Source organism: Flavobacterium sp. CAU 1735 (assembly GCF_039888695.1).
In the GTDB taxonomy this organism is placed as follows: domain Bacteria; phylum Bacteroidota; class Bacteroidia; order Flavobacteriales; family Flavobacteriaceae; genus Flavobacterium.
Window position 1 is genome coordinate 1,204,156 of record NZ_JBDQQQ010000001.1, and the last position, 24,196, is coordinate 1,228,351.

The window sequence follows — 24,196 nt, forward strand, 5'->3', positions numbered from 1 at the left end:
ATCCGGAATTAATTAAAAAGACTTTTTTTCAATTCGGCTGCCGCATAACGGAACAAGGATTTTACCTGAGGCAAATGTGCCAGCGGATTTAATAACCCGAAATCGTGGATCATTCCGTTGTAGCGTACGGTTGTGACTTCAACACCGGCTTCGTCCAACTTGCGACCGAAAGCTTCTCCTTCTTCGCGAAGTACATCGGCTTCCGCCACCTGGATTAGCGTAGGCGGGAAGTTTTTTAATAATTCTAAAGAAGCATTAATAGGCGAGGCATAAATTTCTTCGCGTTGTGTCAGATCCTTTGTATAGTGATCATACATCCATTTCATTAGAGGCGTTGTTAAAAAGCGGTCTTCGCCATATTGCTGATAGGTTTCATTTTCGAAATTTGCGGCAACGATAGGCCAGAACATCACTAGCGAAGCGATTTTTGGACCGTTGTTTTCGATGGCTTTTAAAGCAGTAACAGCGGTCATATTACCACCCACGCTATTTCCTACAACCGAAAGTCTGGTTCCGTCTACATTGATTTCGTTTCCGTTTGCAGCAACCCATTTTGTAGCGGCATAAATTTCTTCGACAGCCTGCGGGTAATGCGCTTCCGGCGATGGTGTGTAATTAACAAAAACACCTGCAGCGCCTGTTAAAACCACAAGGTCGCGAATCATACGTTTATGTGTCGGATAATCGCCCAAAACCCAGCCTCCGCCGTGAATAAAGATAAAAACAGGAAGCTTTTCGGTAACGCCTTCCGGTTTAACGATATTTAATTTTAGAGTATAACCGTCCTGTGTGATGGTTTTTTCCGATTCTTCAATACCGGAATAGTCGACTTCCACCGATTTTTGTGCGCCTACTAATACCTGTCGGGCCGCTTCCGGAGTCATGGTTTCCAATCCAGGTCCGCCCGTATTTAAAGCGGTTAGGAATTTTTTTGTTTCGGCAGAAATTGCCGGATCTTCTGAGAAATGGAATTTTCCGTTTTCATTTGTAAGTACTGTTTTCATGTTCTATATTTTTAAATTAATGAGCTATAGAACACTAGCCAAACAACGTGCCTTTTTTGTTAACTGTTATGTTTACAGTTTTTTATGGTTTTTAAAAAGATTTTTTATTTACGATATATCGTAGATTTATGAGAAGGTAAACGGAGTTTTTATAAAAAGTAGCCTGGACACGCGGATTTTGAATCGGTGCTTAACACCTGACAGGTTTCGAAAACCTGTCAGGTGTTGCTGTTTGTGCAATCTGCAAACCGTTATCAAGTTGTTATTTGCCTTTATATTTTCGTACCATAATCGCTATAGCAATAATAAGAGCGAGCGCATAAACGGCGGCTAATGCAGGCTTTTCGACGGTAAAGGTTTTAAAGTCGATTTGCTTAAATAAAGATACACCTAAAATGATTGCAATAATTGCTAACGTAAAGGAGAACGATTTTTTTTGTTCCTGTTCCATGGGATTAAGGTCTGGTTAAGCATTATATAGGTAAAAATATATAAAAATCTTAACGGAACAGGATATTTTAACGTTCATTTCTAGTGACTTAGATTGTATAATGGGATTATTTCAAAACAAAAAAGCATGATTTTAAAATAAAACCGATAGGGATGGCATATCCTAATCCGACGTAGGTAACCGTCGGTTTGTCCATGTTCCTGTCCGGAGTTACCGTTTCGGATAAAAACCGGCTTTTATATTTCCGATATAATTTTATACTTTTGAATACTAAAAAAAATGAAACAATGGCACAAATCACTTTACAAGGGAATACCATTCATACCTCAGGAGAATTACCGCAGGTAGGTACACAAGCAAAAGATTTTCAACTGGTAAAAAACGACCTTTCCGTGGCTTCGTTATCCGATTTTAAAGGAAGTAAAGTTGTATTAAACATCTTTCCTAGTGTTGATACGGGTACTTGCGCGGCATCGGTACGTAAATTCAACGAAAAAGCCAGTAATCTGGAAAATACAAAAGTATTGTGTATTTCGCGTGATTTACCATTTGCTCAGGCTCGTTTTTGTGGAGCGGAAGGTTTATCAAATGTGATCAACTTATCTGATTTCAGAGATGGAAATTTCGGAAAAGAGTACGGATTGACTATCGCCGACGGTCCTTTGGCTGGTTTACACTCACGTGTAGTTATTGTAATTGACGAAAACGGAGTGGTTCAGTATAGCGAGCAGGTTCCGGAAATCGTTAACGAACCCAATTACGATAATGCTTTGGCAGCACTTTAAACAAGTCAATGAAAAAAGATAATTCCTTTTTTACCGGTCGGCTGAAAAGCCTTGTCTTTGCCTTTAAAGGCGCTTATAAACTGATCACAACCGAACACAGTGTCATGGTTCAGTTTAGCCTGGCAATAGTGGTCACTCTGGCCGGATTTTATTTTCATATTTCAAAAGAGGAATGGCTTATCCAGACCCTTGCGATCGGATTGGTACTTAGTATTGAAGGATTGAATACGGCTGTCGAAAAGATAGCCGATTTTATCCATCCGGACTACCACCAGAAAATCGGTTTTATTAAAGACATAGCCGCCGGAGCTGTATTTTTTGCCGCTATGGCCGCCATAGCTGTGGGATTAATTATATATTTGCCACGGCTAACCTAATTCCAGGCTTACTGCATTTTTTTGCAACATAATTTCGAAATTTTAAATGGCAAAAGCAACAAAAAAAGATACTCCTGATAAAGGGGAAAAAGCAACAAAACCGAAATTTACATGGCACTTATCCCGCCAGTACAAAGTCCTACTCGGGGCTTTACTTGTTTTATTTTCGGTAGCCTTGTTACTCTCTTTTATTTCCTATTATATCTACGGTGATTACGACCAAAGTGCCTTAACCGACTTTGGAGATCGCAGTGAGAAAACTTATAACTGGTTAGGGAAATTTGGAGCGTTCCTGTCCGATTTCTTTTTATACAAAGGATTCGGTGTGGCTTCCTTTTTATTTGTCCGACTATTCTTTTTAGCCGGTGCCTACCTATTGGTTGACTTGTCGCTAGGAAAACTCAAAAAGAGCATTTTCTGGGATTTGTTTGCGATGGTAATTTTGTCCATATTATTCGGTTTTTTCTGGAATTATGTCCCGCAGTTAGGGGGGATTATTGGTTATGAAATGAACCTTTTCGTCCAGGATTATCTTGGGAAAACAGGTACTTTTCTGGTACTCCTTTTTGGTATTATTGTCTATCTGATTCTGAAAATAAAAGTTTCTACCGAAGGCATCAAAAATTTCTTTGAAAAAACCAATCAGTCGTTTAACGAAGAATTAAATCAGGATGCTCCGATAGCACAAAACACGGTTATTACACCGGTTCCGCTTCCGGATGAAATCATCGACGAATCGATCGAAATCTCCAACCCGAGTCTGGATTTTAATAGTGAAGAAGACGAAGAAATCTTGTCTAATATCGAATTAAAAACCAAACCTTCGGCTTTTGAAATCGATCAGGAATCATTAAAACCGACTATTGAGCACGCCTCGGAAATCACGTTAAAAACCAAACCGGTAGAACCGGTTGTTCCGATTGTAACGCCTCCGGTTGTACCTACGCCGGTTGTGCCTACATCCGAAATTATCAAAACAGACGACGAACATTTTGTCATCGAAAAAATAGAAGAAGAAACGTTTGTAGAAGAAAATCTGGCGGCTAAGTTAGTGAAGGATTTCGGAGAATTCGATCCAACACTCGATTTGTCCCATTACCAGTTTCCATCAATCGATCTTCTAAAAGAATATAACTCCGGTGGAATTACAATCAACCAGGCGGAACTCGAAGAAAATAAAAACCGTATTGTCGAAACGCTACGTAACTACAAAATCGATATTGCGCAGATCAAAGCAACCGTAGGACCAACGGTAACGTTATACGAAATCGTACCGGAAGCCGGTATTCGTATTTCCAAAATCAAAAGCCTTGAAGACGACATTGCTTTATCGCTGGCGGCTTTGGGAATCCGTATTATTGCTCCAATACCAGGAAAAGGAACCATTGGTATCGAAGTACCAAACAATTCGCCTACTATGGTTTCGATGAAGAGCGTTATTGGCTCACCGAAATTTCAGACGGCCGAAATGGAATTACCTATTGCCTTAGGAAAAACGATTTCAAACGAAACCTTTGTAGTCGACCTGGCAAAAATGCCGCACCTTTTAATGGCCGGTGCTACCGGACAGGGTAAATCGGTTGGACTAAATGCCGTTTTAACGTCGTTATTGTATAAAAAACACCCGGCCGAAGTAAAATTTGTATTGGTCGATCCTAAAAAAGTAGAGCTTACGCTTTTTAATAAAATTGAACGCCATTATCTGGCCAAACTTCCGGACACCGAAGATGCCATTATTACCGATAACACAAAAGTGATCCATACGTTAAATTCACTTTGTATTGAAATGGACAACCGTTACAGTCTGCTAAAAGACGCGATGGTTCGGAATATTAAAGAATACAACGAAAAATTCAAGCTTCGTAAACTAAATCCGGAAAACGGTCACCGGTTCTTACCGTATATCGTTTTGGTTGTCGATGAGTTTGCCGACCTGATCATGACGGCTGGTAAAGAAGTGGAAACACCAATCGCCCGACTGGCACAGTTGGCGCGTGCGATCGGAATTCATTTGATCATCGCAACACAACGTCCATCGGTAAACGTTATTACCGGTATTATCAAAGCCAATTTCCCGGCACGGATTGCTTTTAGGGTAACCTCCAAAATTGACTCCAGGACTATTTTGGACAGTCAGGGTGCCGATCAGTTGATTGGACGTGGGGATTTGCTTTATACACAAGGTAACGATCTTACCCGCGTACAGTGTGCGTTTGTCGATACGCCTGAAGTAGAAAAAATAACCGAATTTATTGGTTCTCAAAAAGCCTATCCGAATGCTTATTTGCTTCCGGAATACGTTGGTGAAGAAAGTGGCATAAGTCTTGATATTGATATTTCCGACAGAGATTCTTTATTCAGAGATGCCGCCGAGATTATTGTAACCGCACAACAGGGATCGGCTTCTTTGTTACAAAGAAAATTGAAATTAGGATACAATCGCGCCGGACGACTAATTGACCAGCTGGAAGCAGCCGGAATCGTTGGTCCGTTCGAAGGCAGTAAAGCCCGAAGTGTATTGATTCCTGATCTTGTTGCTCTTGATCAATTCTTTGCTAACGAACAAAATGATTTGTAAAATGCGTACTTTTTTTCAACTTGTAATACTACTCTTGTGCAGCTTAACGTTGCAGGGGCAGGATTCCAAAAAGGCAAAAGACCTATTGGATGAAGTTTCGGCAAAAGCCAAAAGTTATGATAACATCGTAATCGATTTTCGTTTTACGTTGCAAAATCAAAAACAAAACCAAAATCAGGATAGCAAAGGGAACCTTACTTTAAAAGGCAACCAGTTTGTTTTGAACTTTATGGGCGTTACCCGTATTTTCGACGGAAAGAAAAATTACACCATTATACCAGAGGACGAGGAGGTGACGATTTCCAAATACAACGAAAACGACGAAAACTCCATTACGCCGTCCAAAATGCTAACGTTCTTTAATTCCGGGTATAAATACAACTGGGATATCCTGCAAAACATCCGTGGGCGAAAAATTCAGTATGTAAAACTAACACCGCTTAGTACCAAGGATAAAACCAAAGAAATACTGTTAGGGATTGATACTCAGACCAAACATATCTATAATAAGATCGAAATTGCGAAAGACGGTACAAAAACAACGCTTACTGTTAATTCTTTTAAAACGAATCAGCCTATTTCGAAAAATCATTTTACCTTTACCGAGAGTAAATATCCTAATTACTACATCAATAAATTAGATTAATTATCGGGTGAAAATATTAGACCGTTACATTCTTAAAAGCTTTCTGATTACCTTTGCTACGGTATTTGTAATCCTTTTTTTTATATTCATTTTACAAGGAATATGGCTCTTTATTGCCGAACTAGCGGGTAAAGACCTCGATGCCTGGCTTGTATTTCAGTTCCTGCTTTTCTATTCGCCAAAAATGATTCCGTTGGTATTGCCACTTTCTATTTTACTGGCTTCGATTATGACCTTTGGAAGTTTTGCTGAAAATTATGAATTTGCTGCGATGAAATCGTCCGGTATTTCCCTGAAACGGGCGATGCAAAGTTTAAACATCTTTATCGTGTTGCTAAGCTTTGTATCCTTTTTTTTTGCCAACAACGTCATTCCAAAAGCCGAGTATAACTTCGTAAACCTCCGAAAAGAAATTTTTCATACCAAACCCGCTATGGCTATAGCCGAGGGACTTTTTAATAAAATCGGTAATATTTCTATTAAAGTCGACAAAAAATCCGGTGAAAAAGGGGAGCAGTTGGAAGGTGTAACGATGCACGAAAAATCCAACCTCGGCACCGGTAACAAATCGGTTATTAAAGCCAAAAGAGGTTTGTTGATCAACGAAGAAAACTCGAACATTCTAAAACTGGATTTGTTCGACGGCTATTATTATGAGGATGTGATGCCGAAAAGCTACGAAGAACGCAAAAGAGAACCGTTTGCCAAAGCCGCCTTTAAAAAATACCGGGTCAATATCGATCTGACCGCTTTAAATCCGGTAGATGAAAACGAAAAGATCACCAATACCAACACCATGCTTACCCTGAATGAGTTGAATTTTACGATCGACTCACTGGAAACCAATCTTAAAAAGGATAAACTTTCCTTTGCGGATAATATTATACAGGGAACCGATTATGCCTTAAAACCCAAGCATGGTTCCACAGGAGGAGACCCGAATAAAACAAAAGACCTGTTGTCGTTAATGACACCGGAAATGCAATATAAAGTTCTGGAAGTCGCCAAAAACAATATCATGAGCATGAATTACTCTATCGACAGTAATAGTGCTGATTTACTCGAAAAACAAAAAAATATCAATGTACACTGGATTGTACTCCACGAAAAATTTGTGGTCGCTTTTTCCTGTCTGCTAATGTTCTTTATCGGTGCGCCCTTAGGAGCGATCATCCGAAAAGGAGGACTGGGATTACCAATTGTATTTGCGGTACTTATCTTTATTATTTACCACTTCATCAATACTTTCGGTAAAAAAGTGGCACAGGAAAATGGTATTCCTCCCTTTTTAGGAACCTGGATGGCCTCCATTGTATTAACGCCTCTGGCAATATTCCTAACCTATCGTGCCACCAACGATATTGGTGTCATGATCAATTTTGACTGGATTACCTTGCCGTTCCAAAAACTTTCCGAAAAACTATTTAAAAATAATAACAATCAAAATGGCAACTAACACTAACATACAACTCAACACTATAGAAGAAGCTATTGAAGATATCCGACAAGGCAAAATCATTATTGTTGTAGATGATGAAGATCGTGAAAATGAAGGGGATTTTATCGCAGCAGCTGAAAAAGTTACTCCAGAGATGATCAACTTTATGGCCACACATGGCCGCGGTCTGATTTGTGCCCCCTTAACCGAGGCCAGATGTAAAGAACTTGATTTAAACCTGATGGTGACCAATAATACCGTACTTCATGAAACCCAGTTTACCGTTTCGGTTGACTTAAAAGGACATGGATGTACTACGGGTATTTCGGTTCACGACAGAGCTAAAACCATACTTTCATTAGTAGACGACAATACCAAACCGGAAGACCTTGGCCGACCAGGGCATATTTTCCCGTTACGCGCCAAACAAGGCGGTGTATTACGTCGTACCGGTCATACGGAAGCCGCTATCGATTTAGCGCGTCTGGCAGGTTTAAAACCAGCCGGAATCCTTGTGGAAATCTTAAACGAAGACGGATCTATGGCACGTTTACCACAATTGATGGAAGTAGCCAAGCGATTTGATCTTAAAATCGTTTCGATTGAAGCATTGGTGGCCTACAGAATGCAACACGACAGTTTGATTCAGAAAAAAGAAGATTTCGAGATTGAAACCCGTTTCGGAACTTTCCGTCTTCGCGCGTATCTTCAGATTACCAATAAACAAGTGCATATTGCACTAACCAAAGGAAGCTGGAGTTCTGGTGAGTCGATCCTGACCCGTATCAACTCTACACATGTGAATAACGATATTTTGGGTACGCTTACGAATGATGCTGATAAACGTCTGGATGATATGTTCCGTCGTATCAATGAGGAAGGCCGTGGAGCGATATTGTTTATCAACCAGGAAATCCAGTCAGCCGATATGCTAAACCGTTTGTCTGAACTGAAAAACTTACAGGCGCAAGGCGTAAACAAGGCACCTCAAATTAAGATTGACACTAAAGATTTCGGAATCGGAGCGCAAATGCTACACGATTTGGATATCTGTAAGATCCGTTTGTTATCCAATTCCGAACAAACCAAGCGTGTGGGGATGATTGGATACGGTCTTGAAATTACAGAATACGTAGGTTTTTAATAAATCCTGATTTTATAAGTCGATCACTATAAGTTAGTTACGAAAATGATCACTTTTTTTAGTGATTTTATAGTGAAAAAGACTTGTAAAACCCGGAAAACACACTATATTTGCAACCGCAATCCTAAAGCGGTTGTGACATATTGGAGAAATGGCAGAGTGGTCGATTGCGGCAGTCTTGAAAACTGTTGACTGTAACAGGTCCGGGGGTTCGAATCCCTCTTTCTCCGCAAGAATTTTCTTATAAATCCTTAAACTTAATTGTTTAAGGATTTTTTTATTATGCTTATTTGCGTTATTGCAAATAGAACTTCTTTTTTCTTATTGCAGATTCTAGTTATGTATAAATTAGGTAAAAACACGTATTGTTTTGTTGTGTATAAATCGCTTTCTTTCGGGTTTACGAAATTAAAAGACGAGTAGTTTCGTAAAAAGTGATGTTATGTGACATTTTTGTATAACCGGTAAAATAGATTAACTTCCGAAATTAAATCATTAATTAGATGATAGCAGAGTTAAAATTAACATTCAATATTGTTCCTCATAATCTTTTGCATTCGCTTCAAGGTTTATTTCCTTTAAATGGATCATCATTGATTGAGGTAATTTCGAATACAATTTATGCACCTAAACCAAATTTGCACAGTAGTTTTTCACATGGATTTCAAGCAGCCGATTCAACTTTACTATTCCAAATCACAGGCCATGAACTTATGATTCATGTCGAATTACCACCGTCAAACAATCTTTATTTATCATTAAAAAGAAAAGTAAACTCATATCATGATATACTTATAACTTTTTTTAAGAATAATGGAGTCAATATTGACTCTATAGAACAAGAAGTAATGATTTCATCGGAGGATAGTTATATTTTAATAGGTAAAATTCCAAATAGAAATACTGAATTCAAAAATGAATTGGATAACAATAAGTTCGAATTATTTTTATTCCGCTCGGATTACTTCTAGTAAATTTATTAGGAAAGAAATTAGGTTGGATCTCCAATATCGAAACTGTTGTAGTAAGTAGCTGCTCTTTGATAATTGCTCTGATTGTCTGGTATATAACAGAATTTTTAACTTTTAAAAATGATAAGCAATTTAAATTTGTACCTTTAGCATAATTACATGGAAACAACTGACAAAATAAACGAATTTGATTATATTCAAAAACTTTATCGAAAAATAATTTCTGAATTTCCTGACTATAATGTTTTTATAGAAAAGAAGTACGATAAATATCGTCCAGATATTTCAATTGAGTTTAAAAACAAAGTATTGCTTTTTGAAGTTAAAAATTCTAGAAGTTATTCCTCTTTACCATTTTCTACAATTCTTCAGCTAGAAGATTATAAAACTAACATCCCGAATAGTGAAGTAGTATTAATAAGTTTGTCTTCAATAAATGAAATATTACAACAAAAACTGAATGACATTGAAATCCAAACATTGGTAAAACCACAATTTGAAACTATTATTGATTTTATAAAAAAGAAAAACATCACATAACAACAGTTTTGTATAGTTGCTATTTTTGTTGTAAAAGTTCGTTCAGTTTTCATAACTTGTTCAGTCTAGCGGAGAGAAACTCAGCTTCGATTTCTAAAACTAGTGTAAAACCGCAGGACGTCAAGACCACAAACACGATCATACATGGATATATTTGATCATTCAAAAAGCTTAATTGAGAATATTTATTTAATTAGTGGGCCAATAATAGCTTTATTGGGGTTCGTAGCATTTTCTCAACTAAGACTCTCAAAAAAAGTTATCGAACTCACTTCTAAAAGACAAGCTGCAGAGTTATCTGCAAAGCAGATAGAAATTTATTGTAATGTAATAATACCATCACAATCAAAGTTGAGTGATGGATTAATAGAGAGTAAATTAGAAGACGTTAATATCAATGGACTCAGGCAATTTACGACGCAAGAATTATTAAAAAAAATGAATACTGGAGAGATTCTTGAAAGATCTAAATTTATTAGTGAAAAAGTTACCCCTATTTTAGAAGTTTTAAATAGTATGGAAGCTTTTTCAACATACTTCACAAAAGGTGTTGCAGATGAGGAAATCGCCTTCTCTTCAATTGGTAGCACTTTTTGCTATAGTGTAAATACATATTCTTTTATTTATTGTATACTAAGAGACGAAAAAGATGAAGTTTTACCTTTTAGTAACACAATTAAACTTTATGAAGTTTGGAATTCGAAGCTGCAAACAAAAAAAATCAAAAAAGAACTCAAACAAAAAACAGAGGAGCTAAGAAAAGTAGAAGTTGAAAAAATAAATATACTGGGCACAAAGTAAACTGCAGCTGTAATTTTATGAAAAAACTACTACAAACATTATTTACAATTATAATTACAACCTTCAGTATAGTAGGGTTTGTAGGTTTTTTTGTTATAATTTTTGATAATGAATATTTTCAGACTACCTATAAATTTGATCCTAAATTAGCTGCGGACTTTGGAACTTTTTTTGGAGGATTCATTGGTACGATTTTTAGTATTGTCAGTGTACTTTTACTAATCTACACAATAATATCACAAAATTCTGATTCAAAGCGAGCAGATCTGGAAACAAATTTCTTTAGAATGATTGATTATCATAATCAAAACGTAAATCAAATAAAAGTTACGAATCTAGATACAACTAAAAACGACATCTCTGAAGGGAGAAGGACATTTGTTCAATTCAAAATTCAAATTCATAGGTTGTTACCAATTGTAAGTGAAGTTAATATAGAAAATAATCTAAATCTTGACAAAAATCAGCAACTCGATATAGCATATATAATTTTCTACTATGGATTAGAAGGCTCATGGATGACGTTCATTACTGAAAAGTTGCAAAGGTATCCACAACCCGCAAAAATCTCGCAAAAAATACTTGAAAAGCTTAATGCATATCCTCAGTTGAAGTACGGACGAACCAATCAGACAAATCTGAGTACATATTTTAGAAATATGTATAATGCAATCAAAATGGTTGATGAGAGCAGATATCTGACGACACAGCAAAAACAAAATTTAATAAAAATATACAAAGCCCAACTGTCTAATCCTGAATTATATATTATCTTTTTTAATGTTTTATCTAGATTCGGTAAAAAGTGGAAAGAGAATGGATACATAACAAAATATGAGTTTCTAAGAAATATACCAAAAGATTATTGTGATGGATATGATCCGAAACAATATTTTCCAATGATTTACGAATACGAAGAATATTAAAGCTATATCTAACAGCAGTTTCGCACAATTGACCCCGATAGCGCGGATTTACAGCCGTGCCAATAAAGAAGAAGTAAACTACAACCTTAAAAAGTTGTAGTTTTTGTTTTTTAACATATGTGGTTTAATGACCTTCGCGCGGATTATAAATCCGCGCTATCGGGGAATTTAGTTAAAGAAGGAAAAACTCCAAAACAAGCGGCTGAGTTAGTAGCAAAACAAATGAGAGATAAGATTAGTGAGAGTTCGACAATGGTAATTAATGAACTTTTTAAACCCTGATAGCACGGATTTGTAATCCGCGCTATCAGGGTTAGAAAAAATAATATATTTTCATATATGGACATTATAACTAAATTTTGTACAAAATGCAAGACAGAAAAACCCATTCATGATTTTGCCATGAGCAAAGTAACTAAGAGTGGTCGTAGACATCGTTGCACCTGTTGTAGAAATGCAAGAAGACGTGAAGTTTACAAAAATCCTGAACTGAGAAATTGGAACAAAATATGGACATTAGACAAGTGCAAAAATGAAGCTCTTAAATATAATAATAGAAGTGATTTTGTCCGTTATTCCTGTTCTGCGTATCACCGGGCAATAAAGGATGGCTATTTAGATCAAATTTGTACCCATATGACTTCCCGATGGAAGCCTTATCGATTTTGGAGTTTTGATCAATGCCAAAAAGAGGCACTTAAATATAAAACAAAAATTGAATTCAAAACAAATAATTCATCAGCTTATAGCTTAAGCCTAAAAAGAGGTTGGATCACAAGTATTTGTTCTCATATGGAGGCAATTGGCAACATACATAAAAGATTAGTATATGCTTATGAGTTTCCAAACAAGGCTGTGTATGTTGGTTTAACCTGTAACAAGAAACGCAGGCAACTACAACATTTACAGTATAGGAAATCACCCGTTTACAAGTATTCACTGAAAACCAAATTAACCCCTATATATAAATCAATATCAAAAACATATATCACCGCTGAAAGAGCCCAGAAACTAGAAGATAAAACAATCGAAAACTATAAAAGTAATGGTTGGCAAATTTTAAATAGCGTAAAAGCAGGTGCTCTGGGATGGAGTAATAGGAAATGGACATTTGAGAAATGCCAAGTAGAAGCGTTAAAATATAAAACCAGAAGCGATTTTCAAAACAATAGTCGCAGGGCCTATTCTGCAGCTCACAGAAATAATTGGATGCAAATATGTGATCATATGGTTTATAGAAGATTGCCAAAAGGTACTTGGACTTATGAAAGTTGCAAACAAGCTGCATTACTATGCAAAAACAGAAGTGAATTTCGATCAAAGTTCATTGGGGCAGTTAGAAAAGCAAATGAGGAAGGTTTTTATGAAGAAATTGTTTCACACCTGAAAAAATGGGAAAGTAGAACAAAATCTATGTGAAGCTTATTAGTAATTCATTATCTAAATTGCCCAAAAAGATCAGTAACGGCATCAGGTGTTCGATTGTGACCCGATAACGCGGATTTGCAATCCGTGCTAATAAAGATGAAGTAAACTACAACCTTAAAAGTTGTAGTTTTGTTTTTTTAACATATGTGGTTTAATAACCTTCGCGAGGATTTAAAATCCGCGCTATCGGGAATTTAGTTAAAGAAGGAACAACTCCAAAACAAGCGGCTGAGTTAGTAGCAAAACAAATGAGAGATAAGATTAGTGAGAGTTCGACAACGGTAATTAATGAACTTTTTAAACCCAAATAATAAAAAAACTATGAAATATTTTAAAATAATTCAAAATACTGATTCAAAAATAATTGGTAAATATCCTCAGGTAAAAGATTTAAAAATCAATTTTCATGAAGCAAGAGCATCACAATGGGGTAAAATTGATGAATGGAAATCTGATGACGACATTCCTGATTTGAATAATTTTTTATTACAGACAAAATCTAAATTTACAGATTTAATTTCTAATTCTTTTATTATAGTTTCTGATGGAATATTTATAAGTGAAAGATGCAAAGAAATTTTTGAAAAATTTAAGGTAAACGGTAACTTTTACAATGCAACAATATATAAGCTTGATGAAAAGCTTTCATATTGCTTTTTAAAGTATGAATATGGAGGTTTAAGTAATATAATTTGGGAAAAATCAGAATTTATTGAATATAACATCAATACTTTGGAATTTGGAAATATAGTACTAGTGAAAAATTTTAAAGATTACAAGGAAAAAGTTGATTCATTAAGAATATCTAAAAACGATGATATGGCTTTATGGAATCTTTTTCCGAAATTAATAAGAATTAATAAAAAGTATGATATGACTCCTATGTTTAAATATGGCTTAATCTGTAATGAAAATGTTAAGAATGCTATTGAAGAAAATCATTTAACAGGTTTTTTGTTTGAACCATTAGAAATAGGAATTTCTTTTGAATAAAAATTATTGTGATAGATAATTTTTACAAGAAATTTTAATATAACTTTAAAGAAAGTTAAAAAGCATCTCATAATCGGGATGCTTTTATTGTTAAACTGCATTTTCGTTTAACATTTTAACTAAATCCGATAGCGCGGATTTGTAATCCGTGTTAATAAAGAAGAAGCAAACTACGATCTGGATAGCGCGGTTACAAATCCGCGCTATCGGGTTTCTCGATTTTATAGATTACAGCATCTTTTCCATCCAGCTGTGTATCACTTTCGTATTCAAGACCGATTTTTTCAAGAACTTTTATTGATCCAATATTCGCTTTCATTGCTCTCCCAATGATACGTTTCAATTTTAGTTTTTCAAATCCGTATTGCAGGCAAGCTATGGCGCTTTCCGTTGCATATCCTTTGCCCCATTCTTCTTCAAAGAAACGGAACCCAATATCTGTTTCATTTTCAACTCCATCGAATTTTAATCCACACCATCCAATAAATGTATTTGTACTTTTGAGTATTACCGCCCATCTTCCGTACCCGTTCAATTTATAGTCCTGATAATTTACAAGAAATTCTGTTGCTTCTTCTTCATTTTTGAAAGCCACATTTCCGGTATATTTTATTACATTAGGATTTGAATTTAAGTTATAAAAACTTTTCGCATCATTTGGATGTAATTCTCTTAATATAAGACGATTGGTTTCCAGGATATATCTCATTTATAAAAGCGTAGTCAGATTGATTTCTATTAACGTTTATTTTAAAACATAAAAATAAGTAAAAAGACGTATTGCTTTGTTGTGTATAAATTGCTTTCTTGCGGATCTACGAAATACAGCTATATCGCTTTTTAATGAAATAAATAAGGGGAAAGTTTCGTATAAAACAATGTTATGGACAAGGCTAAACAAACAGGCAATAAGCAAAATGGCACCGGCAAATAAACTGACAATTAAGAACGACACAATAGTTTATGAACAAGACCCACAGAATAGATGGACGCTTGACATTGATAAAATTAAATTTATTGGAGAATATACAACTTCGGCAGGACCATTAGCAGACGACTGGTTTTTTGTTTTTGCCGACACTGTTGACGAATGGTGGCAAGCACCGACACACTCAGTTGATCACGAACAGTTTTGGAAACAATTAGGACAAAAACTCAACTGTGAATTAGCACCAGGACTTTTCGCTTCGACAAATTGGGCGACACGAGTAATATATCCTAAATCGCTTGACGGACATGAGCTATTTATAGTTGTAAAGACAGAACCTAAACCAAAAACATTTTGGCAGAAATTCTTTGGAGGAGATGATAACAACGAACATCTTGAATTGACAGAAAATGTAAAACAACTTTTTAAAGTTGTAGTTTTGTTTTTTAGCATCTGTGATTTAATAACCTTTACGCGGATTACACCCGAGGCTTTAGCCGAACTGACGAAGTAAATCCACGCTATCTGGACAATTTAAAATTACGTATAGTCTTAAAATAAGTGAATTAAAAATTAAACAAAAAAGAAATAATACAAACTACATGAAAAAACTATTAATTATTTTCACATTAACTTCATTAATCTCATGTTCAACAACAAAATCAGGTACACAAGAAATAGCTACCGATTCAACGTATGGATATTCTAAAGAGAACCCAATTAAGGTTGGAGGTAATACCAATGGTCCTGCAAATGAGCAAAAATTTTTAAGCTCATTATCTGGTCCAAACGGAGAAGAATTATGGTATAAAAGATCAGGAAGCTGTTGTAGTTTTGAAACTAGAAATAGTTCTTTTGGAATGGGAATGTTAGATGTTTATAAAGTCACATATGAAGGCAAAAAGGATACTTTAACTTTATATTTTAATATGTATGACAAAGTAAAACCTAAAGCTCCATTGGGACTAAAATTTAAAAAATAAACGATCCCCGATAACGCGGATTTACTTCGTCAGTTTGGCTAAAGCCTCGGGTGTAATCCGTGACAATAAAGATGAAGTAAACTACAACCCTAAAAAGTTGTAGTTTTGTTTTTTAACATATGTGGTTTAATATAACCTTCTCACAGATTACAAATCCGCGCTATCTGGTCATAAAATAGGTTGACTATTTTTTGAATTTACATTTGTCATTAGACATCAAAAAGTCCTGTATTTTCTTCCTTCATTTTCTTTTTGATTTTTTCAATTATTTTCTTTTTACCTAGAATAGAGGTACCAATCCTACTTTCGGAAAGAAAAGTAACCTCATTTTTATCAATTATATAATCATACAAAATCAAATCCATTTCGATCACATTCGTTCTTTTAAAAGAAATTGTAAATTCAGTACTTAGGAATGCTATTACCTTTTCAATATATTCTTCTCCAAAGTTTTTAGATATTTTAACTTCCTTTTTAAAAAACATAATTACCTATAATTTAAAGTTGCGTTGCTTTTGCAGATCTCTTATCGGACGACCTAGAGAATCTGATTTAGGATAGTGCAATGTACCATATTTACGGCATCATTTCAAAATTTCATAAAAATCGATTCTTAAAAAGGAGATTAATTTTTATATATCGGTAGAGTAGTAGCTGCCGCTCTTTGTGCAGTAATATAGCGCAGCTTTTTTATACTTTTAAGCTAATTAATTTAAGAATTTTATTACTATTTTAGCGAAGTATAAACGAAGTAAATCGGTGAAATTTATACAATTATTGTAACGATTGAGGTATATGTATAAGTTCGTTACAGCTAAGTTTAACAAAACCTTCATCGATAACAAAAATCACAACAACATCGAAACTTAATACTATGACTGTAAAAGAGTATTGCCTTGAAATACAAAAACTCTTAACAGAAGTTGGGGAATTAAACTGGGCAAAATGTTTTGAAAACTTTATAGCTGAATTGGAAGTCTCAAAAGATAATGCAACCTACAGAAAAATAATTTCAATATATGGTGGAATGGGGGCTTTTGATGATGTAGTACTTTATAAAGACGGTGTGCTCTGCCAAAAAGAAAACGACACTTTATATAAATTAAAAAAGGAATTATATACTCAAATTGTGGCTGACTGGAAATAGAACCATGCTTCGTTTAATGGTCGCACGAACCATTACTTTGTCGGTGAAAGCAGCAAAAAAGAAATTGATTTGGCAGGATTTAGCATAAAAAATCCAGCTTATTATTTAGAACTAAAAAAACATATGGTAGAGATTAAAAAATTTATTGAAAATTTTATTGAGGATGAATATACTTGCAATAAAACAAATTATGATTTTTCTATTTCTGATGAGGAATATGAGAAGATGAGATTAAAGGTTGAAGATTACTTTCATACTGTAAATAGGGACGAATATTGGAGAGGGTTAGAGGAAGAAGATGTACAGGAATTGGATATTAAAATGAAAGATTTATATTTTCAAAATGTAGAAAGGGCAATTCCGCGTACCTTATTTCAAATAAAGCAATATAAAAATCCTAAAGTAGGAGAAGGTTTAGCCAGATGGTTAGTTGATGAAGAACTTTTTGCATGCTATACGAGTTATACGGAAAATAATGGCTTGCCTCTTGATTATGCTGCGGTATTCTACGTAGCACAAACAAATGAAGGATTGAAAATAATCTATAGAATACGCTATGAAAGTGATGCGCCTAGGTGGGGCCACTCACATGATTTAAAAATAAATCAAATAGCGCATCCCGGTAAACGCATAGCTGTTGAAAAATATCAAGCGCCGCAGGAAGCAAACAGTTTGGCTGATTATAATGCCGAGTACAATAATTAAAGCCAAAATTTTCTGTGCTTCGTTTCGTGTCTACACAAAACGAAATGAAAAAGGTTCGTGTCGCACTAATCATTGCTTTGTCAAAAAATAAAAATTACGTTTTAAAATATGGAAAATTTATTCAAAAAATTAGTGACCTTTTTTAATGAATTAAGTTCAAACGATTTAATAGAATTACACGAAGAGTCTCTTTTCCCTCAAGAATTTAACTTGTCTGACAGGCTTCTTCAAAGATATCAAAAAAAATTTCTGATGAAGCAGGTATTGAATTTAGCAACGACGCTATAAGGATATTAGGCTTAACGTCTCTTTCAATAAAATGGACTAATAAATTGACTCCTAAAGTAAAGGAGAACATCAGTGGCGGGACATCTTTTCTAATATATAAAGCCCTTTGTGAAATTCAAGATGAGTGGCTTAAAGAAAACCCGCTCAATCATCCACAAGAATTAGTGGGAAATTTATATTCATTTAATGACAGTGAAATACGCAGGCATATTTCCCAACGAGGGAGAGGCTGTTTTTATAGAGAACATGGCAAATGGCCATTGACTATTTATTTTTTTGATGAAGGGGTACGTATTCAAATGAATATGTCATTTGAAAGCTATATTCAAGCTTTGATAGATAGTTGTGCGGTTAGTTACTGGCAATACTTTTATGTTGATATAGATGAACTGATCAAACAAAATAAAGAAATGATATTAAGACATGGGATAGTAATCAATTGCCCAATTGAAGACACAGATTTAGATAGTCCAAGATTAAAGTATTTAATTGATGAATTAGAAATAATAACGAAAAATTTACCAATACTATTCCCTGAAAGAGATTTTAATTATCATCAAAAACGGCTTGAGCAAATAAAAGAAAAAGCAATGCCATTTTTGTAATAAAAATTTATATTACAAATTCCTAAAAAGCCAAATTTTTCTTTTTAAAGTTTGGTTTTTATTACAATAAATGAAGGCTTTAAAATGAAAATAAATACCCCGATAGCGCGGATTTGCAATCCATGACAATAGAAAAGAAGTATACTACCAACCTAAAAAGTTGTAGTTTTTAGTTTTAAGCACACGGATTACACCCGAGGCTTTAGCCGAACTGACGAAGTAAATCCGCGCTATCTGGTAGGGAGGAATTATAGAAGATATGAACATAAAAACAGGAAATAAAGATGGTAGAGTCGGTCAGTTTTACACAAAATACAGAAATTCATATAGAGTTTTTCTTAAAAAAGAGAAATATTGTTATTAATGATTTGAAAAGCATTTCGAATAATTGGGAACTTTATTTTTTTCGGTTTAATGAATTAAACGAAACCGAATTAGACAAATATTTGGCTAAGGACAGTTTTTATATAGAAGGTGCTATGTATATAGCATATTATGGAAAAGAACTCATCGGATTTAAACATTGGGATTTAATAGATCAATTATGTTCATATTTTATTAATTCTATTTATGAGATAATAATAAATAATAAAGAATTTGAAAAATTTTGTTTCCCAGACCAACCTGTTGAAGTTACTTTAACAAAAGAAAAAGAACTTATAAGTATCAAAATAGGTAATGAAAATCCCGTTTTCGTATACAAGGATATATTTATTAAAGAATTTTTAAATGCCTGTAAAAATCTTTATGAAAGAATAAATGTAAATTCATATAAATTGGAAATTGAGAAGATTGAAGAAATTCGAAAGTATATGACTAGTCCCGAAATAGGTTGACTATTTTTGATTATACAAATTTGATAAAAGTTCAGACGTTTTTAAGATGTCTAAACTTTTTCTTTTTAAAGAATATCCGATTTCTTTTATCTTGTTGGCAAATTTCACAACCCCGAGAATTGATCAAACGATTTTTTGGTTATCTTCCCGAACCTTATATTGAATCTGGAAAACTTTGAACCAAAATATTTAAAAAATGGCAAACCACGACGACATGACCTTGGGAGATCTTTTAAAAAAATCTCCTAAAAAAAGTATCTTTAGTACGATCGGGCAGCTCTTTAAAAAGAAGCCGTTGACGCTTGAAAAAGCCTTTAAAAACCCTTTAAAATACACCTCACTTAACCTAAGCCACCAGAACCTAAAGGAATTGCCGGAAACCATCGGACAATTTAAAAACCTGAGACAGCTATATCTGGACAACAATCAGCTGACAAGTCTACCGGATGCCATTGGTGACCTGACTCAATTAGACTTACTAAGTCTAAGAAACAACCAGTTAACAAACCTGCCGGACGCAATCGGAAATCTTAGCGGGCTTACCTATATCGACCTAAAAAGCAACCAGCTCACAAGTCTGCCGGACGCAATCGGAAAGCTTACCAGACTAACCAATATCGATCTGGAAAGCAACCAACTAAAAACACTACCCGATAGTATTTGTTCTTTAGAAAGAGTATATAGTTTCAATGCTGCAAATAATCAACTAACGCAGCTTCCGGAACTATTCGGAAACATGACTCAGATTCAAGTACTAAACTTGCATCACAATCAATTAACGCATTTGCCGGAATCCTTAGGAAACCTGAAAGAAATGGTTGTCTATTTTAATATTAACAATAACCGCTTAAAAACCCTGCCCAACACGTTGCATAAAGTAGTATTTGAAGACATCTATCTTAATAACAATGAACTGGAATCACTCGGAACCTTAGGTCAGGGAGGCTACCGAATTGATCAACTGCACCTAAAAGGTAATCCGCTTTTAACGATACCGGAGGCACTATCGAAAAGACCTGGCTTATCGCTGTACCAATAACTGCTTCTTCGAAGTACAAAAGACCGTGCTGCGAACAAGTAATACCAGCATACTGCCTTGTGGTACACTAAATCATGGCATTTATATGATTACCTCAAAACGTTAGCTACACGCTTAAACCACTTTATGAAAAAAAACATAACCCTAATAGCCCTTTTTGTTTTTACAATCTGCCAAGCACAAAGTCACCAACTCAACTGTGAGCATATCCATAAAATAGAGAACCCAAAAGAATATTATGATGAATATAGTTCTGGTGGTGGTTATGAGAATTTAACCGTAATGAAAAAGAATTTTAAAAGTGACTTTTTCAATTCAAAAGATAAAGATTTAAAATCGATTGTGATTAGAATACAAACGCAATCTGATGGAGCCAATATAATGCATGATTCCCAACTTTATGAACCAAAAGAAAATGAGATCGCTTTATTTTTAGAAGATGAAGATAGAAAATCATTTATTGGAACTTCACAAAAAATGTTCTTCAAAGTTGGTGGAAAACTAAAAGCATCAATCAGTAAAGGAAAAACAAACGGATTAAAAATTCTGGAATTTATGAAATGTGGAATGCTAAATCTGAAAAGAATGCCAATTGATGATAAGATAGTGGAATGTTTAGAAAATGAAATAACTAAATAAATGAAAACAGAAGCTAACACTAGATTCATTACTGACAGCTTCCTTGGAACGTTATAAATAATTAAGCCCCGATAGCGCGGATTTATAATCCGTGCTATCTAGTAATAATTAAGTATTTGATTATACATTTTCTCTTCCAATGGTATTAAAATACAACAAAAGCAGCATCAGATGTTGGATTGTACTACCTCTTAGCCTGCAACTTTACAAAAGCGATAAATTTTATCAGGGCTTTTTTTGTCGTTCATGATAGACATGGATAGTAAATCTGCGCTATCTGGAAAATACAAAAAGTGGTAAGTTATTAATTTAGAAAAACTGTTGTCCTGCGTTCATTTGTTCTTCATCTGTTCTTCATTTAGAATCAGTATATTTATATATCAAACGGAATAAATAAGCTCATTTAAAACTAATTGCATCATGGAAAGAATAGTCAAAACAGATCACAGAAAGAACAATCTGAATACAGTTTTCAAAGTTATTCTTGTATTGTTGATGGTTGCTTTCAATACCAAATCTTTCGGACAGAAAAACGCTAAAGATGAAATTATACTGCCAATAGAAGTAAAAGCAGCATTTGAAAAACAATACCCCAATAGTAAGGCTTCCTGGACAAGAGAATATAGAGGCGATAATGATGATCAACTGAGATACGAAGCAAAATTCAAGGGGACTAAAGGAAACGATCTGGCTGTCTATGATAATCTGGGCAACCTGAAAGCCTTTGAAGCCAGTATAACGTTGAGGGATCTTCCTGCAAATGCTACTAAATATTTAAAAAAAGGAAATTTCTTAAATAAAGTTACCGAAGCGGTTAAGGTTACCGACATGGATATACATCCGGATTCAGATTTAGATTGGAATATAAAACAGATGATCACGTATGAAGTAGGAGTTGTTAAAGGAAGTCAGTTTTATGACTTGGTTTTTAGTGATAAAGGAGCGTTTATCAGAATGGTAGAAAAGGATTAAGCCTTAGAATTTATGAAGCCGTTTTTTTATAAGTCCTTTTTAATTATAACAACGATAATTGTATCCGCCTGCGATAATAAAAAAGCAATACCACAGTCGGTCCCATATTCAAAACCCTATAGGGCAGGCGTGGTTTTGTCTTTTGACGATGCCTATGTAGACGAATGGTTTGAGGCCGACCAGGCTTTAAAAAAATACTCCTGGAAAGCCACTTTTTGTGTTTGCAGGATTGATTCCATAGGCGCACCCCAATTAAACAAGCTTGTTCAGATGCAGAAAAACGGACATGAAATAGCCGGGCATGGATACCATCATTTTAATGCGGTTACGTATGCGGCAGCAAACGGAATCGATAATTATGTAAAAGTAGAAATAGACCCGATGCTTGCATCGATGAAAAGGTTGGCTTTACATGTTACCTCATTTGCTTATCCCTATGGGGAAAGATCAGAGGAACTCGATAAGGCTTTAGCTCCAAAATTTAATATTATCAGGGGAAGGGCATTTTGTGGCGATGTTCCGGAAAAAGAAGGCTGTTATTTTAGAGGTACAAAATATATGTATGCCTTTGATATCGATAATAATCATGTCCATTTTAGTATACCTTACCTTTTAGAGCTATTGGATTATGCCAGAAAAGAAAATAAGATACTTATTTTGTGCGGTCATAAACCGGTTAAGGAGTTAACAGCTAATTATCAAACAAAAATTGAAACCTTAGCATTTATCTGTAAATACATAGAATTGAACAATATGCAGTTTTACACTCTGTCCGATTTGGATAACTTAATGGCAAAGGAGTAAATTTCCAATTCACAATCGGATTAAAATCGGATAAAAGGACATAAGATGTTTGATGTACTACCTCTTAGCCTGCAATTTTACAAAAGCCTGATACTAGTGTCAGGCTTTTTTTATTGTATTTAGAGAAGGCACAGACTCTAGTTATGATCAAAACGGACTCCAGTAAATAAATGAAAAAGCAATGCCATTTTGTAATAAAATTTTTATATTAGGAACGTCTAAAAAAACGACATTTTTCTTTTAAAAGTTTCGTTTTTTAGTAAATAAGTAAGGCTTTAAAATGAAAATAAACACCCATTCAAATTCCGTATTGCCTAACTAAATTTGAAGCGTCAAAAAGATGGATAAACCCGTACATATATTAGATCAGATAGCAATTCAATGGAAAAATGAAGAAGAACGTTTCTTCCTCGATACCGAATTTTCCGAAAACTACATCAAAGTCGAAATGCCAATTGGCAAAAAACACGCCTGGCAAGTAGATTACCACGACATCTCTAAAAGTGCAAATTTAGAATCGATATTTAATGATCATTATAGAACGGAAGAGGATGACGATTTTGTTCCATTGATGAATATGTATAACAGAATGATGCGGAAAGGTGCTTTCCCGTCAACCGAATTGGATTTGGGAGTGGTTAAACTATATGCAGAAGCCAAACTAACGGATGTTGTAAATGGAGTAGAAGGTGGCGGCTGGATTGTTAGTAAAAAATTATTCGAAATCCTTAAAAATTTCAATATTGGCGATTATCAGGAATACAAGATTGCTGTACAAAGTAAGAAAGTCGTTTCGGAAGACTATGTATACCTGCATTTTATTAATTATGCCGATGACTACGTAAATTATCCGCTATCTGTTTTTTATAAAGGAAAAGGATATTTTGATTTTGCCGCAAGAGCGATACTACCCGAATCGTTCCAGTCATCCGAAGAAATACAGGCGGTTTCAAACCGATTAAATGAAGGTGTTTCCCGGAGCAATTTTAATGAAAGGATAACGATACAATCTAAACAAATTGTGCTCCATCCCAACGAACTGGATCTGTTTGCGTTTAAGAATTACTTTCTATGTCGGGAACAATTTATATCTACACGATTAGCACAGAAGTTACTGGATGAAAAAATCACAGGACTTGATTTTATCAAAACAACCAAAGTAAAATAA

28 protein-coding genes and 1 tRNA gene are annotated in these 24,196 nt (G+C 34.8%); 25 read left to right on the plus strand and 4 right to left on the minus strand.

The window, feature by feature from the left end; all coding sequences use genetic code 11:
* Positions 1–8: 8 nt before the first annotated feature.
* Together AAFN64_RS05710 and AAFN64_RS05715 are read right to left on the minus strand one after the other, a co-directional pair.
* Positions 9–1,004: an alpha/beta hydrolase gene (locus AAFN64_RS05710; RefSeq protein ID WP_347759600.1), complete on the minus strand. Its 996-nt coding sequence runs from the start codon at positions 1,002–1,004 to the stop codon at positions 9–11.
* A 262-nt stretch (positions 1,005–1,266) separates the two neighbouring features.
* Complete coding sequence (locus tag AAFN64_RS05715) at positions 1,267–1,455, minus strand: hypothetical protein (RefSeq protein WP_347759601.1); 189 nt, start codon at positions 1,453–1,455, stop codon at positions 1,267–1,269.
* Positions 1,456–1,742: 287 nt separating this feature from the next.
* Here AAFN64_RS05715 and tpx point away from each other — a divergent pair, with 287 nt between their 5' ends.
* From tpx to AAFN64_RS05780, 13 genes are all read left to right on the plus strand, one after another.
* Entirely contained in the window at positions 1,743–2,240 is a 498-nt protein-coding gene (gene tpx, locus AAFN64_RS05720; protein ID WP_300492117.1) for a thiol peroxidase, read from the plus strand.
* Positions 2,241–2,248: 8 nt separating this feature from the next.
* The gene (locus AAFN64_RS05725) at positions 2,249–2,617 is read left to right on the plus strand and encodes a diacylglycerol kinase family protein (protein WP_300492116.1); all 369 of its coding nucleotides are present in this window, start codon (positions 2,249–2,251) and stop codon (positions 2,615–2,617) included.
* A gap of 46 nt (positions 2,618–2,663) precedes the next feature.
* Positions 2,664–5,195, plus strand: a complete 2,532-nt coding sequence (locus tag AAFN64_RS05730; protein ID WP_300492114.1) for a DNA translocase FtsK — start codon at positions 2,664–2,666, stop codon at positions 5,193–5,195.
* A gap of 1 nt (position 5,196) precedes the next feature.
* Positions 5,197–5,841, plus strand: a complete 645-nt coding sequence (locus tag AAFN64_RS05735; protein WP_347759602.1) for an outer membrane lipoprotein carrier protein LolA — start codon at positions 5,197–5,199, stop codon at positions 5,839–5,841.
* 7 nt (positions 5,842–5,848) lie between these two features.
* On the plus strand, positions 5,849–7,297 hold the full coding sequence (locus AAFN64_RS05740; RefSeq protein WP_300492111.1) for an LptF/LptG family permease: 1,449 nt from the start codon (positions 5,849–5,851) through the stop codon (positions 7,295–7,297).
* Positions 7,287–8,423 carry a 3,4-dihydroxy-2-butanone-4-phosphate synthase gene (gene ribB / locus AAFN64_RS05745; protein ID WP_300492110.1) on the plus strand — a complete coding sequence of 379 codons (1,137 nt, stop codon included), beginning with the start codon at positions 7,287–7,289 and terminating at the stop codon, positions 8,421–8,423. The genes AAFN64_RS05740 and ribB overlap by 11 nt, the downstream gene beginning before the upstream one ends.
* A 145-nt stretch (positions 8,424–8,568) precedes the next feature.
* Positions 8,569–8,653, plus strand: a tRNA-Ser gene (locus AAFN64_RS05750).
* 273 nt (positions 8,654–8,926) lie between these two features.
* Positions 8,927–9,394 carry a hypothetical protein gene (locus AAFN64_RS05755; RefSeq protein ID WP_347759604.1) on the plus strand — a complete coding sequence of 156 codons (468 nt, stop codon included), beginning with the start codon at positions 8,927–8,929 and terminating at the stop codon, positions 9,392–9,394.
* 159 nt (positions 9,395–9,553) lie between these two features.
* Positions 9,554–9,934, plus strand: coding sequence for a hypothetical protein (locus AAFN64_RS05760; protein WP_347759606.1), 381 nt, complete (start codon positions 9,554–9,556; stop codon positions 9,932–9,934).
* A 144-nt stretch (positions 9,935–10,078) separates the two neighbouring features.
* Positions 10,079–10,735 carry a hypothetical protein gene (locus AAFN64_RS05765; RefSeq protein ID WP_347759607.1) on the plus strand — a complete coding sequence of 219 codons (657 nt, stop codon included), beginning with the start codon at positions 10,079–10,081 and terminating at the stop codon, positions 10,733–10,735.
* Between the two features lie 17 nt (positions 10,736–10,752).
* On the plus strand, positions 10,753–11,661 hold the full coding sequence (locus tag AAFN64_RS05770; RefSeq protein WP_347759608.1) for a putative phage abortive infection protein: 909 nt from the start codon (positions 10,753–10,755) through the stop codon (positions 11,659–11,661).
* A gap of 339 nt (positions 11,662–12,000) precedes the next feature.
* Positions 12,001–13,080, plus strand: a complete 1,080-nt coding sequence (locus tag AAFN64_RS05775) for a hypothetical protein (protein ID WP_347759610.1) — start codon at positions 12,001–12,003, stop codon at positions 13,078–13,080.
* A 330-nt stretch (positions 13,081–13,410) separates the two neighbouring features.
* Positions 13,411–14,082 carry a hypothetical protein gene (locus tag AAFN64_RS05780; protein WP_347759611.1) on the plus strand — a complete coding sequence of 224 codons (672 nt, stop codon included), beginning with the start codon at positions 13,411–13,413 and terminating at the stop codon, positions 14,080–14,082.
* A gap of 190 nt (positions 14,083–14,272) precedes the next feature.
* On the opposite strand, the gene AAFN64_RS05785 is transcribed toward AAFN64_RS05780, so the two are convergent.
* Positions 14,273–14,791, minus strand: coding sequence for a GNAT family N-acetyltransferase (locus tag AAFN64_RS05785; protein ID WP_347759613.1), 519 nt, complete (start codon positions 14,789–14,791; stop codon positions 14,273–14,275).
* 208 nt (positions 14,792–14,999) lie between these two features.
* Between AAFN64_RS05785 and AAFN64_RS05790 the strand changes: the two genes are divergently transcribed.
* Positions 15,000–15,524 carry a hypothetical protein gene (locus AAFN64_RS05790; protein ID WP_347759614.1) on the plus strand — a complete coding sequence of 175 codons (525 nt, stop codon included), beginning with the start codon at positions 15,000–15,002 and terminating at the stop codon, positions 15,522–15,524.
* An 88-nt stretch (positions 15,525–15,612) separates the two neighbouring features.
* Positions 15,613–15,993, plus strand: a complete 381-nt coding sequence (locus tag AAFN64_RS05795; protein WP_347759616.1) for a 2-dehydro-3-deoxyphosphooctonate aldolase — start codon at positions 15,613–15,615, stop codon at positions 15,991–15,993.
* Between the two features lie 209 nt (positions 15,994–16,202).
* Here the strand turns inward: AAFN64_RS05795 and AAFN64_RS05800 are convergent, their stop codons facing one another.
* Positions 16,203–16,478 (minus strand): hypothetical protein, encoded by a 276-nt coding sequence (locus tag AAFN64_RS05800; RefSeq protein ID WP_347759618.1) that lies wholly within the window; start codon positions 16,476–16,478, stop codon positions 16,203–16,205.
* 389 nt (positions 16,479–16,867) lie between these two features.
* Between AAFN64_RS05800 and AAFN64_RS05805 the strand changes: the two genes are divergently transcribed.
* From AAFN64_RS05805 to AAFN64_RS05850, 10 genes are all read left to right on the plus strand, one after another.
* Positions 16,868–17,140: a hypothetical protein gene (locus AAFN64_RS05805; protein ID WP_347759619.1), complete on the plus strand. Its 273-nt coding sequence runs from the start codon at positions 16,868–16,870 to the stop codon at positions 17,138–17,140.
* 69 nt (positions 17,141–17,209) lie between these two features.
* Positions 17,210–17,845 (plus strand): hypothetical protein, encoded by a 636-nt coding sequence (locus AAFN64_RS05810; protein WP_347759620.1) that lies wholly within the window; start codon positions 17,210–17,212, stop codon positions 17,843–17,845.
* A 108-nt stretch (positions 17,846–17,953) separates the two neighbouring features.
* The gene (locus tag AAFN64_RS05815; RefSeq protein ID WP_347759622.1) at positions 17,954–18,133 is read left to right on the plus strand and encodes a hypothetical protein; all 180 of its coding nucleotides are present in this window, start codon (positions 17,954–17,956) and stop codon (positions 18,131–18,133) included.
* A 44-nt stretch (positions 18,134–18,177) separates the two neighbouring features.
* Entirely contained in the window at positions 18,178–18,738 is a 561-nt protein-coding gene (locus AAFN64_RS05820) for a hypothetical protein (RefSeq protein WP_347759623.1), read from the plus strand.
* Between the two features lie 284 nt (positions 18,739–19,022).
* Positions 19,023–19,574: a hypothetical protein gene (locus AAFN64_RS05825; RefSeq protein WP_347759624.1), complete on the plus strand. Its 552-nt coding sequence runs from the start codon at positions 19,023–19,025 to the stop codon at positions 19,572–19,574.
* Between the two features lie 196 nt (positions 19,575–19,770).
* Entirely contained in the window at positions 19,771–20,613 is an 843-nt protein-coding gene (locus AAFN64_RS05830) for a leucine-rich repeat domain-containing protein (protein ID WP_347759625.1), read from the plus strand.
* 126 nt (positions 20,614–20,739) lie between these two features.
* Positions 20,740–21,252, plus strand: a complete 513-nt coding sequence (locus tag AAFN64_RS05835) for a hypothetical protein (RefSeq protein ID WP_300492246.1) — start codon at positions 20,740–20,742, stop codon at positions 21,250–21,252.
* A gap of 420 nt (positions 21,253–21,672) precedes the next feature.
* The gene (locus AAFN64_RS05840; protein ID WP_347759626.1) at positions 21,673–22,224 is read left to right on the plus strand and encodes a hypothetical protein; all 552 of its coding nucleotides are present in this window, start codon (positions 21,673–21,675) and stop codon (positions 22,222–22,224) included.
* A 12-nt stretch (positions 22,225–22,236) separates the two neighbouring features.
* A complete protein-coding gene (locus tag AAFN64_RS05845) occupies positions 22,237–23,028 on the plus strand; it encodes a polysaccharide deacetylase family protein (RefSeq protein ID WP_347759627.1) in 792 nt (263 codons plus the stop codon).
* 340 nt (positions 23,029–23,368) lie between these two features.
* Positions 23,369–24,196: a hypothetical protein gene (locus AAFN64_RS05850; RefSeq protein WP_347759628.1), complete on the plus strand. Its 828-nt coding sequence runs from the start codon at positions 23,369–23,371 to the stop codon at positions 24,194–24,196.

Coding starts and splice junctions, on each gene's coding strand:
- AAFN64_RS05710 (WP_347759600.1), bottom strand. CDS start 1,004: ATGAAAACAGTACTTACAAATGAAAACGGAAAATTCCATTTCTCAGAA.
- AAFN64_RS05715 (WP_347759601.1), bottom strand. CDS start 1,455: ATGGAACAGGAACAAAAAAAATCGTTCTCCTTTACGTTAGCAATTATT.
- tpx (WP_300492117.1), top strand. CDS start 1,743: ATGGCACAAATCACTTTACAAGGGAATACCATTCATACCTCAGGAGAA.
- AAFN64_RS05725 (WP_300492116.1), top strand. CDS start 2,249: ATGAAAAAAGATAATTCCTTTTTTACCGGTCGGCTGAAAAGCCTTGTC.
- AAFN64_RS05730 (WP_300492114.1), top strand. CDS start 2,664: ATGGCAAAAGCAACAAAAAAAGATACTCCTGATAAAGGGGAAAAAGCA.
- AAFN64_RS05735 (WP_347759602.1), top strand. CDS start 5,197: ATGCGTACTTTTTTTCAACTTGTAATACTACTCTTGTGCAGCTTAACG.
- ribB (WP_300492110.1), top strand. CDS start 7,287: ATGGCAACTAACACTAACATACAACTCAACACTATAGAAGAAGCTATT.
- AAFN64_RS05755 (WP_347759604.1), top strand. CDS start 8,927: ATGATAGCAGAGTTAAAATTAACATTCAATATTGTTCCTCATAATCTT.
- AAFN64_RS05760 (WP_347759606.1), top strand. CDS start 9,554: ATGGAAACAACTGACAAAATAAACGAATTTGATTATATTCAAAAACTT.
- AAFN64_RS05765 (WP_347759607.1), top strand. CDS start 10,079: ATGGATATATTTGATCATTCAAAAAGCTTAATTGAGAATATTTATTTA.
- AAFN64_RS05770 (WP_347759608.1), top strand. CDS start 10,753: ATGAAAAAACTACTACAAACATTATTTACAATTATAATTACAACCTTC.
- AAFN64_RS05775 (WP_347759610.1), top strand. CDS start 12,001: ATGGACATTATAACTAAATTTTGTACAAAATGCAAGACAGAAAAACCC.
- AAFN64_RS05780 (WP_347759611.1), top strand. CDS start 13,411: ATGAAATATTTTAAAATAATTCAAAATACTGATTCAAAAATAATTGGT.
- AAFN64_RS05785 (WP_347759613.1), bottom strand. CDS start 14,791: ATGAGATATATCCTGGAAACCAATCGTCTTATATTAAGAGAATTACAT.
- AAFN64_RS05790 (WP_347759614.1), top strand. CDS start 15,000: ATGGCACCGGCAAATAAACTGACAATTAAGAACGACACAATAGTTTAT.
- AAFN64_RS05795 (WP_347759616.1), top strand. CDS start 15,613: ATGAAAAAACTATTAATTATTTTCACATTAACTTCATTAATCTCATGT.
- AAFN64_RS05800 (WP_347759618.1), bottom strand. CDS start 16,478: ATGTTTTTTAAAAAGGAAGTTAAAATATCTAAAAACTTTGGAGAAGAA.
- AAFN64_RS05805 (WP_347759619.1), top strand. CDS start 16,868: ATGACTGTAAAAGAGTATTGCCTTGAAATACAAAAACTCTTAACAGAA.
- AAFN64_RS05815 (WP_347759622.1), top strand. CDS start 17,954: ATGGAAAATTTATTCAAAAAATTAGTGACCTTTTTTAATGAATTAAGT.
- AAFN64_RS05825 (WP_347759624.1), top strand. CDS start 19,023: ATGGTAGAGTCGGTCAGTTTTACACAAAATACAGAAATTCATATAGAG.
- AAFN64_RS05830 (WP_347759625.1), top strand. CDS start 19,771: ATGGCAAACCACGACGACATGACCTTGGGAGATCTTTTAAAAAAATCT.
- AAFN64_RS05835 (WP_300492246.1), top strand. CDS start 20,740: ATGAAAAAAAACATAACCCTAATAGCCCTTTTTGTTTTTACAATCTGC.
- AAFN64_RS05840 (WP_347759626.1), top strand. CDS start 21,673: ATGGAAAGAATAGTCAAAACAGATCACAGAAAGAACAATCTGAATACA.
- AAFN64_RS05845 (WP_347759627.1), top strand. CDS start 22,237: ATGAAGCCGTTTTTTTATAAGTCCTTTTTAATTATAACAACGATAATT.
- AAFN64_RS05850 (WP_347759628.1), top strand. CDS start 23,369: ATGGATAAACCCGTACATATATTAGATCAGATAGCAATTCAATGGAAA.